Origin of the sequence: Streptomyces sp. TLI_185, from assembly GCF_003814765.1 — a bacterium.
Lineage (GTDB): Bacteria > Actinomycetota > Actinomycetes > Streptomycetales > Streptomycetaceae > Streptomyces.
Map to the genome: position 1 here is coordinate 10,079,449 of NZ_RKRB01000001.1, position 12,107 is coordinate 10,091,555.

A 12,107-nucleotide genomic window follows, 5' to 3' on the forward strand; every position below is an offset into this window, starting at 1 on the left:
CGGATTCACCCCGGTCCCGGCGGCGCGTCCATCAGTGAACTCCTCCCTCAGAAAGTCCGGTTGGCCTCGTTGACATCCCATCAGCTCAGGCGTTTCACTTCACACTCGTGGATGGCAACGTTGTCAGGCCGTACGGATCCATCGACAACGTTGTCTGTCGCCGGCGCTGTGCTGGTTCTCGGCGCGCCGGCACCTGATGTGCGAAGCACGAACTGCTGCGGAGGCAACCGATGGTGAGACCCCGACGTTCAGCTGCGCCACGTGACCGAAAGAGACGCCGTCAACGCCTGGCGGCAGTCGGCGTGTTGGCCATGGCCGCTCTGCCGCTCACGGCGGTGGGCAGCGCCGATGCCGCGAGCACCGCGACGCCGGCCTTCGTGAAGGATCCCGCGTCCCTGGTCAACCCCCTCATCGGCACGTCCGGTGCCGTGGACACCTTCCCCGGTCCCGACATGCCGGCCGGCATGGTGCAGTGGGGCCCGGACACAACGCCCCACCGCCCGGACGGCGGCGGCTACGAGTACAAGGACAGCAAGATCTCCGGCTTCAGCCTCACCCACGTCTCGGGCCCCGGCTGCCCCGTCGCCGGCGATCTGCCCGTCCTGCCGGTGACCGGCGCCCTGTCCGGCAGCCTCGGCGATGCGTCCGTCGGCTTCAGCCACGACGACGAGCAGGCGGGCCTCGGCTACTACAAGGTCACCGACGCGAACGGCGTCAAGACCGAGTTGACCGACACCACTCGCGCCGGCCTGGGCAGCTTCACCTTCCCCGCGGGCCGGCAGGCGAACCTGCTGTTCAAGCTCAGCGGGGGCGCCACACAGGTGGACGGCACCCGCGTCCAGGTGGTGAACGACCGGGAGATCAGCGGCGCGATCGACAGTGGTCACTTCTGCGGCGCGAACAACAGATACACGCTGCACTTCGACATCAAGTTCGACCAGCCGTTCACTGCGAGCGGCACCTGGGTCGGCACCACCATCAACCCCGACGCGACGTCGCTGAAGGCGGGCAAGGTCCGACAGACCCCGCAGACCTCCCAGCCCGCCCCGCTGAAGGAGAGGCACTTCACCGTCCCGGCGAAGCCGGCCCCCACGATCCACGGGAGCACTGACAAGGCCTCCGGCACGCCGTCCCCGGCACCGAGCGCGGGCACAGCACCCCGGTCGTCGGCCACGGCCAAGGCCGCCCAGCCCCCCACGACGGGCGCTAACGGCATGTACCTGACCTTCGACACCTCCACCAACCCCACGGTGAACGCCAAGGTCGGCATCTCCTACACGAACGACGCCGGCGCGGCCACCAACCTCGCCGGCGAGATCAGGACATGGAACCTCGACACCGTCGAGCAGGCCAACCACCAGGCGTGGAACGCGGTGCTGAACAGGCTTCAGATCGGCGGCGGCACCTCGGACCAGCAGGTGCAGTTCTACACCGCGCTCTACCACGCGCTGCTGCACCCGAACGTCTTCTCCGACGCCAACGGCCAGTACATGGGCATGGACAACCAGATCCATAGGCTGGCCAAGGGCCAGAAGGCCCAGTACGCCAACTACTCGGGCTGGGACACCTACCGCTCCCAGACCCAGCTGATGGCCATGGTCGAGCCCAAGGTCGCGAGTGACGTCGTCACCTCGATGCTCAACGGCTACGACCAGACGGGTCTGCTGCCCAAGTGGGCGTCGAACAACGGCGAGAGCTACGTGATGGTCGGTGATCCGGCCGCCGGCATCATCGCCGACGCGTACGCCTTCGGCGCGACGGACTTCGACACCGGCAAGGCCCTTGCCGCTCTCCAGCACGAGGCCACCGCCCCCAACAACGACCGCCCGGGGGAGGCCGTACGGGACGCGAAGGGCTATCTCCCGCTGGACGAGAACGACTACGGCTGCTGCAACTTCTACGGCCCGGTCTCCACGCAACTGGAGTACGACTCCGCCGACTACGCCCTGGCCGCCTTCGCGAAGTCCCTGGGCAGGACGGATGTCTACGAGAAGTTCGCCACCCGGGCCCAGGACTGGATGAACGTCTTCAACCCACAGACCGGCTACCTGCAGGCCAAGAACAAGGACGGCCAGTTCGCGGGAGGGTTCACTCCCGGCACCTCCAACGGCTTCGTGGAAGGCACCTCCGCCCAGTACACGCCCATGGTCCCGTTCAACCTGCAGCAGCTCATCCAGGCACGCGGCGGCGCCAAGGCTTACTCGTCCTTCCTGGACAGCCTCCTCGACAACATCACCAACCCCGGCAACACCAACGCCGACCTGAGCAACGAGCCCAGCGTGGAGATCCCCTGGGAGTACGACTACACGGGCCAGCCGTGGAAGACCCAGGCGGCCGTCCGCGAAGCCCAGCAGAAGCTGTACTTCAACGCCCCGGTCGGCTCGTTCGGCAACGACGACCTCGGCGCCATGAGCTCCTGGTACGTCTGGTCCGAACTCGGCATGTACCCCGAGACCCCGGGCACGGACACCCTGGCCCTCGGCAGCCCTGCCTTCCCGGTGGCCCAGGCGACCCTCGCCGGCGGCAGGACGGTGCGGATCAACGCACCGCAGGCCGCGCCCGACGCGCCGTACGTGCAGTCGCTCGACGTCAAGGGCAAGGCATGGAACACCTCCTGGCTGACGTACGGGCAGTTCAAGGGCGCGGGGAGCATCGACTTCACGCTCGGCACCCAGCCCAACACCTCCTGGGCCTCCGACCCGTCGGCGGCACCGCCGTCGGACACCACGGGCGGCAGCCGCGTGCTGGCCGCGACCGGCCCCTCCAGCGACGGCCTGGTGCTCCAGCCCGGCACGTCCGGTGATGCCACCCTCGACCTGACCAATCTCGGCAGCCAGGCCGTCACGGTCGACTGGAAGGCCACGGCGCCCTCCGGCGTCACGTTGGACGCGTCGTCCGGCTCGCTGACCGTGCCCGCCTCGGGCAGCGCCGAGGCGAAGATCCACGTGACGGCCGGCACGAGCGAGGGAACCTACCCGGTGACCTTTGCGCTGACCGACCACAGCAGCGGCAGGACGCTGAGCGGGGCGAGTCTCCGCGTGGCCGTGGCCAAGGCAGGTGCGCTCTGGCCGTACAACACCAACGAGGGCATCTATCCCGACGGCGCCACCTTCTCGGGCGGCTTCGACAACGATGGCTGGGCGTTCTCGCAGAACGCGCTGTCAGCAGCCGGTGTCACGAGCGGCTCGGCCGTCACCGTCGACGGCATCTCCTACAGCTGGCCGACCGTGACATCCGGTCAGCTGGACAACCTGGAGATGGCCGGCCAGACCATTTCGATGCCGGCCGGCACATCGGGCGCGTCGCTGGGCCTGCTCGGCGCGGCGACCAACGCGCCGACCGACGGCATCTCGGGCACGATGACCGTCACCTACACCGACGGCACCACCTCGAAGGCGACCGTCGGCTTCTCCGACTGGACACTGAACGGCGGGGCCGGCAAGCCGATCGAGGGGGACACGACGGCCGTCACGACGTCCTACCGCAACACCGCCGGCGGAGGCCGGGACAACGTCAAGACCTACGCCTTCGCCACGAAGGTCCCGCTTGATGCGTCCAAGCAGGTGGCGTCGATCACGCTGCCGGTGACGGGTTCGACGGGCACCGACCACCTGTTCGCCTACGGCTTCGGACAGTAGAGGCCCCGGCGGCACTGATGGTGCAGGGCCGCTTCCCGGGCCTCCGCCCGGGAAGCGGCCCCGACGCTAACTGCACGTCAGCGTCGGCATTGCCCAGTCGCCGTGATCATTGCCGTTCCCGTCACCGGCGTCACCGACCTTGAGGTCGACCACTTGGGCGCCGCTGACGTCGACGTCGATCGGCACCGCGGCCTGTTTGCCCTGGATCGTCGGCGTGGTCACCAAGGTCCTGCCGTCGGCGATCACGGAGAACGTCACCGTTCCCGCACCACCCGTCTCGTCGTCGACACCGACGTCCGCCGTCAACCGGGAGCAGTTTCCGGCGAGATAGAGCTCGACGTCGCTGACCGCGTTGGTGCCCAGGCCCTTGCTGTAGCCGACCCCGTTGATACTGATCGGACGGCCGTCCCCGGCCGCCTGTTCGCCGACGCTGCTGTCACGCTCCACCGGTCCCCAGCCGTTGGTGGACGACAGGAACGGCAGGGCGCTCACCGCGCTCTTCCCGGCCGGCGGGGCGGGCGGGATCCCGCCGACGATGCGCTCGTCATCGCCTACGGCCTGCCGTCCGCTCTGCCGGTAGTGCACCGTCGCCGTGAGCGCGGAGGCGGACGGCAGCGTCCCGGTCGGCGGCTGGACCTTCCAGGTGAAGGTGGCCGATCCGCCGGGCTGGACGCGCTCGACCGAGGTGGGGCCGGTAGCGCTCACGCTCCAGCCGTCGGGCGCGGACAGTGAGGCCGTCAGCCGGGAGGCGGACGACCGGTCCTTCGGTACCCGCAGCGTCGCCTCGGCCGTGAAGGCCTGCGCCGGGTGCGCGGTGTCGGGCACGTCCAGAGTGACATCCGCTCCCGGACGCACGGGCATCGCGTACTTCTTGTGGTCGTAGCGGGGGCTGTCGTTCTGCGCGACGCGCAGCGACGAGGCGTAGCTGCCGTAATCGGTGAGCGAGACCTTGCCCAGCCCGCCGCTGCTGCCGTCCAGGTTCCACACGGCGATGGCGATGCTGTTGCGGCCGTTCGGATTGAGGATTCCGTTCGGCACCGGGAAGGTGTGCTGCGGGCCGAGGTAGTTGACGTAGTTGCCGACCTGCCAGCCGTTCACGAAGATCGTCGCGCGGTACTTGCGGGACGGGTCGTCGGTGAACGTCAGCCCGAGCGAGGTGTCCTGGCCGTGTGGCAGGTCGAGTGTCGCGTCGGTCCGGTACCAGGAGACCCCGGGACGGGTGTCGGTCGTCGGCAGGGACACCCGGTTCCACTTGTCGTCCGGGTAGCCCGGCAGGGACCAGCCGGCGCGCTCGCCGTACAGGCCGCCCGTCGAGAGCGGGCCGCGCACCGTGTCCTGCAGGTCCTCGCCACCTCGTACGCCCTGCAGCCGCCAGGTGACGGAGGTCAGCGGCGCGCCGACGAGGGAGGCACTGGTCAGCCCGCGTGCGGTCTTGTTGCCGTTGGTCGAGTTGTAGTCCTCCTCGTGCCCCATGTTCACGGTGAGCACGGAGATGACGTTGTCTCCCTTGTCCTTCACCGAACCGGCGGGGAAGGTGAAGTCGGCGCTGCCTGTGGTGGAGCTGCCCAGGAAGGTGCCGCCCAGCCAGGCCGAGAAGGCCTGCGCGTCTCCGCCGGAGTCCGAGACCAGGTGGATGCCGGTCTCCTTGCCGGTGGCGTGGAAGCGGCCGCGGTACCAGGTGTTTCCGGTGTGGAAGCCGTAGTCGTCCGCGTAGAGGACGGGGAGCGAGTTGACGCCGGAGACGCTGTTGGTGGTGGTCTTGTCGGCCACCTGCCAGCTGGTGTCGTCGAAGGCGGGGGTCGCTTCGGGGGACTCGTCGGCGTGCTTCCAGTTCGTCAGGGACGGCAGGTGTACCGGGGCGGCCACGGGGATCGTCCCGGTGAGGCTGTCCGTGTCGGTGGCCCGGGTCTTCAATGTCCTGCCGTTCCAGGTGACATGGCCGGCGGAGCTGAACACCTCGATGTTCTTGTCGTCGGCGTTGTCACCGGTGAGCGCCACGGCGCGGCCGTCGTCCAGGCTGGTCGCCGTCCGCAGCAGGTGGGTGCCGCGTACGAGCACCGGGCCAGTCGCAGTGTCCTGGCGCCAGAAGGTCTTGGCGGTGGCCTTGTCGCCGACGAGCAGGAGCAGTGGGGGCTTTCCGCCGCCGCTGATACTGATGCGGATCAGGCCCTTGTGCGTGTAGTTCAGCCGCAGGTCCCCGGTGTCCTTGTCATAGGTGGTGGTGGCCGTGCCGCCGCTGGTGGTCACGGTGGGCTCGGAGGAGTAGCGCAGCACGGTCTCTCCGTCGCTGCCCGGGTCGCCGTAGAGCACGGCGACATCCCGGTTCCCGATGACCGCGCTGGTCATGATCTCCGAAGTCGAGTACTGCAACTGCGCATCGCCGAGGCGGTAGTTGGCCACGATCACATGGGAGTCGCGTCCGTCGAGGGTGATCGCGGTGCCCGGCTGCTGGGGCACGACCGGGTAGGTCGGCTCCGCGGCGGCGGTACCCGTCGGCACGTCGATGGCGTCGATGGCCACGTAGTTGTCCGTGGAGCCCGAGCTGTGGTTCCCGTCGACGACGATCTTCAGCGTGTGCGCCCCGGGCGTCAGGCCGGTCTTCTGGAAGATCACCGCTTGGTTCTCGCCGCCGGAGTCGTCGACCGTGGCCACCTTGGTGCCGTCGAGGTAGACGTCGGCGTTGCCGTGGTTGTTGGTCTTGGATCCGATCCAGCGGATCGCGGTGCCGTCGAAGGGGACGGTGAGCGAGTCACCGGCTTTGTTGGAGAACGACTCGGTGTGTTTGTAGTCGCCCCCGGTGTAGCTCTGGTCGGCGACGTGCGACCACGAACCGGTGTACTGCAGCGCGGAGTCGGGGTCGTCCCAGGTGTAGGTGGTGTCCGCGGAGGGCTGGGCGGTGAAGTCCAAAGAGATGTGGGTCTTGTCGACCGCCGTGGACGTGGAGTTGCCGTGCCGCAGGACGTGGAACTGCGTCTTGGTGTCGGGGTTCATCCGGGCGGTGCCGACGACCGCGGAGTCGTCCGGCGGTGTGGCCCTGATCGCCTCGGTCTTGGTCAGCGGGGCGACCGACTGCGTGAAGTACCCGATGAGTTTGTCCTCGTCGTACTTCGGATCGAGCTGGCGGTTCTCACGGATCGCGGCGCCGTAGTCGTACGAGGTGTAGTTCTCCGGCATGCCCAGCCAGCCCCAGTTGGTGCCGCCGTAGGTCATGTAGAAGCTCTGGGCGGTCGCGCCGACGGCTATGTTCTGCTTGTAGAACACGTTGGCGAACTGGTCGTTGATCAGCTGGGCGCACTTGTCGTAGCCCGGCCCGCCCCAGGGGTCGAACGCGCCGCCCTGGAACTCCGGCGAGTACAGCGGTTTGCCCGCCGGGTGGTCGTAGCTGATGTCGGGAACGCCGTTCCACTTCGCGGGATTCGAGCAGTTGAATCCTTGCGGGTACGAGTCCGGGCCGTCGACGTCCAGGGCACCAGCACCGGAGTTGAAGGTGCCGTTGTTGTTGCCGGTCAGCGGTACGGTGATGCCGTCGGCACGGGCCTTGTCCTCAAGGTGCTGCATATAGGAGCGGCCGGCGGCGGAGCCGTTGTAGTACTCGTTCTCGACCTGGTAGGCGATGACCGAGCCGGTGCCGTTGGTCAGTTGATGCCGGGCGATGATCCTGTCGATCTGCGTCAGCCACTCGTCCGCGTACTTCAAGAACTGCGGGTCGTCACTGCGGTTGTGACCGGCTTTGGTGGTCATCCAGCCGGGGAGACCGCCGCTGTCGACTTCCGCGTTGATGTACGGCGCCGGGCGCGCGATCACGTAGAGCCCGGCCTCCTGCGCCATGTCGAGCAGCTTGTCGACGTCACGTATCCCACTGAAGTCGTACACACCCGGCTTCGGCGAGTGGTACCCCCAGTCGAAGTACAGCGAGGTGGAGTTGAATCCGGCGGCCTTCATCTTCTGGAAGATGTCGCGCCACAGGTCCGGACTCGGAAGCCGGAAGTAGTGGAACTCGCCGGACCACAGATAGGTGCGCTTGCCGTCGACGAGGAATGAATAGCCGTCAAGCGTCACTGTGTGCGCCTGCGGGCCGGCGGCAGACGCGGCGGCAGTCTTTCCGCCGCTGTCATGCGCCGCTGCGGGCGCGGTCATGCCCGCGGCCAGGGCGATGGTCGCGGCCGTCGCAAGGACCGCCCTCCACCACCGGCCGCGGCCCGGTCTCCCAGCCCCTGAACCGATCCGATCACTTCGCATTGCGGCCTCCAGACCGCCTGAGTAATCAGCATCAAACAGACTCAGGCAAAGTCGAACAGTAAGGCCACGCAAGACGCAACACAATGGGTCGGGAGCACACGGTTGCGGTGGCGGTTTCGGCGTGAAATCCGTACGCATGGCCGTTGCTGACGACTCGTCACGGGACGCGGCCCTGGAATGGGCGGGACGGGCACGAAGGGCATGTCACCTGTGGTGACGGCGAGTTTGACGGCCCATGAACCAGTGGCGAAGCAGGAGTCCGTGCAGTGCCACGCCAAGGACTGTCCCGCAGCGAGGAGCGAGTGCAGGGACCAGTCGTCACGCCTCCTGGTAGAGGTTGACGATGTTGCCCTCCGGGTCGCACAGCCACACCGAGCGCCGTCCCCATGGCTGGGTTGTCGGCGGCTTGAGGACCTCAACACCCCGAGCCGGCAGTCGTTCGTGGCATGTGTCCACGTCGGCGACCTGGAACTCCAGGGTGAAGCCTCCCTTCCCGGCGGAGGCCATCGATCCGGGCACCATCGACTCCATGCCCTGTGTGGAGAAGAACGACAGGACGGCACCGGGGACCGTCACGCGGGCGAAGGGGTCGCCCCCTTCGACATCGGCGTCCAGGACCGCGGCGTAGAAGGCGGCGAGGGCTGGTACGTCGTCGGTGATCAGCACGGTGCCGGTGAAGTGGGGCTGCATCGGGGCATCGTAGGCCGAGGCCGTCAGAGCCCTGCCGGACATCCTTCACTGCCGGGCTGATTCCCCGTCAGCCGACGAGTCCATCACCGCGTTGCGGCACAGAGGTGCGGACCCTGTGCATACGGGCCGTCCGGGCCCGGTCTGCGTGAAAGGCCGTTGTCAGTGCCTCCCCATAGAGTGAAAGCATCATTCGGGGAAGCTCGGAGGGGGAGCAGAAACATGTCCGCAAACAAGATCCAGCACAAGGTGAACCACGTCGCGCTGGTGGTGGACTGTTCGGGTTCCATGCATCAGCACGAGAGTCAACTCATTCGCGTTGTGGACGAGTTCGTGGCGGGACTGAAAGCCGAGTCGGACAGCCTCGGCCACGAAACCCGGATCAGCCTCTACTCCTTCGACCACAAGGTGGAGAACCTGGTGTGGGACATGGACGTGAAGCATCTGCCGTCCATGCAGGGTCTGTACCAGGTCAACAATGGAGCTACGGCCCTCATTGAGGCTTCGCTCAAGTCCCTGGACGACCTGGGCCATATCTGGGAGGAATACGGCGAACACAGCTTCCTCCAGATCGTGGTGACGGACGGCGAGGAGAACGCCTCCGGGGGCGACAGGCGGCACGACGGCGACATGGCCATCCTTGGCCCCTGGCTCGAGAAAATCACGGCGAAGATGGGCGCCCTTCCCGGCCACTGGACGTCCGCGATCCTCGTGCCGAATTCCCTGGCGAAGCGGACCGCGCAGAACTACGGTTTCCCGGCCGGGAACATCGCCATCTGGGATGCGGATTCCCAGAAGGGTGTCGAGGAGGCGATCGGCACCGTGCGCGCTGCCGCCACCAGCTTCCTCCGGGGGCGAGAGCAAGGGGTGCGCGGCACGAAGAACCTGTTCGCCGTGGGCCAGGACATATCACTGGACGAGGTCCGGGCGAACCTCGAACCGATTCCGGCGGACAAATACCGGCTCCTGAAGGTCGACAAGGAGGTCGAGATCCGCCCCTTCGTCAACTCGCATCCGGGTGTGACGTACGAACGCGGTTCGTGTTACTACCAGCTGGGCGCCCGGGCTCAAGTTCAGCTGAACAAGGAAGTCATCGTGGTCGAGAAGGACACCGACCGCGCCTATACGGGCGATGCGGCGCGCAGTCTGCTGTTCGGCACGGATATCCAGGGGACCGTCTCCGTGAAGGCGGGGAACAACCCCAAGTTGGAGGTATACGTGCAGAGCCGTTCGGTGAACAGGAAGCTCAAGCCGAAGACGCGTCTGCTCATCATGCTCTGAACCCACACATGGTAAGAACCTGGGGCCCGAAGGTGAACTCGTCTTCGGGCCCCAGATCAACGCTGGTGGTCCGGCGGCTGCGGTGTGTTTGACGCAATTAGCGAATATTTTGCTGTAAAAATCTCAGTGCCGAGTGTGCCTGGTGTGCGAGTGAAGAGAAGGAGGAAGGAGGATTTATGTCTGTGATCATGACTTTGGAGGTCGCCGGCGATCCGAAGGGGGTGGAGCAGCACGCCTCAGCCAACACGGAGAAGATGCAGGCTGTCCTCGAAGCGGCGAAGCGTCATGGCCTCATTGCGCACCGCTTCTACGGCTCCGACGACGGCGCCAGCTTGATGGTGCTCGACGAGTGGCCTGACCGGCAGAGCTTCGAGTCGTTTTTCCAGGAGCAGGCATCCGAGATCAGACCGATGCTCGAAGCCGCAGGAGTGTCAGCACAAGTCGAGCCGAAGTTCTGGCGGGAGCTCACGACACACGACGCCTACGGTTGGGGCGTCTGATCTCGACGGCACCACGCAGGGGTCAGTGCTCCACCAATTCGTCCATGCCGACCTGCTACCGCGCCATGGCCCCGCATCACGCCGGACCCGCCACCCCGCGGAACGACCTCACTGCCAAAGATCACCCGCGCTCGGGGCTGGTGGCACATTCGCTATCGGCCCCTCGGCCACGGAACAGCGCTGCCGCACCGACACCATCCGCACCGGGCGAACCCCGCACGCCACCGGTCACGGCGCCTACGCCGCCCTGAGCCTCGTGCGTACGGGTACGCGGTTGCCGTCAGCCGGCTATCGAGGCTCCGAACAGGGCCGCGGTTGCGGGCAGGCCCATGGTGGACGGGCCGAACGAGAAGGAACTGCTTGCGGTGATGCAGCTGGAGGTGGCCGGGAATACCCACGCGGCACCATTGTTCGCGTTCTCCGCCCAGTCGCCGACGACCAGGCCGTCCTTCTTGTCGCCGTTGGCGTCAACGAGGGCGGTGTTGCTGCCGAAACGGTCCAGCTCCTCGGCGGTGCCGGGCCCCCGGCGGTGTTCTGGCTGAACGACTTGGCGCCGGTGGTGGTCACACCGTTCGCGCTGCCGCGCAGCACGAGCACGGTGCCGGCGTCGGTGAGGCCGTCCGGCCGTCACCGACGGCTCCCAGTCGAAGACGAGGGCGTTCTTCTTCGGGCCCGATGGCGACACCGTCACTGGCCCGGGCTCGGCGTTCACCAACTCCCGCCGCCCAGTCGATCCTGCAGATCACCCTCACCGCTGAGCAACCCCGAAGTGGCGGGCCTGGATTGACGGCGCTGAGCGCGACGGTTCCATGACCGGTGGGCGTGGTTCGGTTTCAGAGGGCGCGGGCCGCAGCGGCGCCGCGGAGGAGTGCGGCGAAGGTCTGGGCCGCGGGGGTGAGCGAGTGGTCGGCCATGCGGACCAGGAGGATGCGGCGGATGGGGGCCGGCGGCTGGAGGGGCAGGATGTTGACACCGGGTCGGATGCCCTCCAGGGCCAGGGTGGGGGCGAGGGCGACGCCGATGCCGGCGGCGACCATGGCCTGGGCTTCCTGGTAGTCGTGGGCCTCGTAGGCGATATGAGGCTCGAAGCCGACGGCGCGGCAGCCGCGGACGAGGGCTTCGGCCACCGGGTGATGTTCGGCGCGGGTGATCCAGGGGTCGTCTGCGAAGTCGGCGAGTGAGGCGGCGTCGCGACCGGCGAGTGGATGGTGGTCGCTGACGAGAAGGGCCGGCGGGTCATCGAGGAGTGGGGTGACGACGATGTCCTCCCGGTCGATTCGGCTCCAGTCGTAGTCCCACATCAGCGACATTTCGATCTCCCGGTTCTCCAGCATGGTCCAGAGTCCGGCGATGCGTGCGCTGCGGACGGTCAGCCGTACGTCCGGGTGGGCGTCCCGGAAGGCGATCACGGCCTGCGGGAGGAGCGAGGCGCCGACGGTGGGGAACGTGCCGATGCGCAGTGTGCCCGCGCGCAGGCCCGCGTAGTCGGCGAGTTCGTTTTCCGCGGCCCGCAGTTCACGTTCGATCCGGTGCCCTCGTTCGGCCAGCGCCCGGCCGGCGTCGGTGAGGGTGACACCCCGGGCGTGCCGTTCCAGCAGGGGCTGTCCTGCCTCCGTTTCCAGACGGCTGATCTGCTGCGATACCGCTGACGGTGTGTAGTTGAGGGCGCGGGCGGTCGCTGTCACCGAGCCACGCCGGGCGACCTCCGTGAACAGCAGGATGCGCCGGACGTCGAGCATGTCGCCACCTCCAGCGTTTACGT

Annotated in this window: 7 protein-coding genes; 3 read left to right on the forward strand and 4 right to left on the reverse strand. The window is 67.4% G+C overall.

The annotated features are described in order from the left end of the window. Positions 1–311: 311 nt before the first annotated feature. Positions 312–3,638, forward strand: coding sequence for a lectin (locus tag EDD92_RS46350; RefSeq protein WP_260327212.1), 3,327 nt, complete (start codon positions 312–314; stop codon positions 3,636–3,638). A gap of 66 nt (positions 3,639–3,704) precedes the next feature. On the opposite strand, the gene EDD92_RS46355 is transcribed toward EDD92_RS46350, so the two are convergent. Both EDD92_RS46355 and EDD92_RS46360 read right to left on the reverse strand, forming a co-directional pair. After that, positions 3,705–7,877 carry a beta-galactosidase gene (locus EDD92_RS46355; RefSeq protein WP_123969890.1) on the reverse strand — a complete coding sequence of 1,391 codons (4,173 nt, stop codon included), beginning with the start codon at positions 7,875–7,877 and terminating at the stop codon, positions 3,705–3,707. 318 nt (positions 7,878–8,195) lie between these two features. Next, positions 8,196–8,567, reverse strand: coding sequence for a VOC family protein (locus EDD92_RS46360; protein ID WP_185124346.1), 372 nt, complete (start codon positions 8,565–8,567; stop codon positions 8,196–8,198). Between the two features lie 219 nt (positions 8,568–8,786). On the opposite strand from EDD92_RS46360, the gene EDD92_RS46365 reads away from it, so the two are divergent. Then, positions 8,787–9,845 carry a vWA domain-containing protein gene (locus tag EDD92_RS46365; protein WP_123969892.1) on the forward strand — a complete coding sequence of 353 codons (1,059 nt, stop codon included), beginning with the start codon at positions 8,787–8,789 and terminating at the stop codon, positions 9,843–9,845. A 176-nt stretch (positions 9,846–10,021) separates the two neighbouring features. Further along, the gene (locus EDD92_RS46370; protein ID WP_123969893.1) at positions 10,022–10,345 is read left to right on the forward strand and encodes a hypothetical protein; all 324 of its coding nucleotides are present in this window, start codon (positions 10,022–10,024) and stop codon (positions 10,343–10,345) included. Between the two features lie 280 nt (positions 10,346–10,625). Here EDD92_RS46370 and EDD92_RS46375 read toward each other — a convergent pair whose 3' ends face one another. Both EDD92_RS46375 and EDD92_RS46380 read right to left on the reverse strand, forming a co-directional pair. Continuing rightward, positions 10,626–11,036, reverse strand: a complete 411-nt coding sequence (locus tag EDD92_RS46375) for an FG-GAP repeat protein (RefSeq protein ID WP_123969894.1) — start codon at positions 11,034–11,036, stop codon at positions 10,626–10,628. 142 nt (positions 11,037–11,178) lie between these two features. After that, positions 11,179–12,084: a LysR family transcriptional regulator gene (locus EDD92_RS46380; RefSeq protein WP_123969895.1), complete on the reverse strand. Its 906-nt coding sequence runs from the start codon at positions 12,082–12,084 to the stop codon at positions 11,179–11,181. Positions 12,085–12,107: the final 23 nt, after the last annotated feature.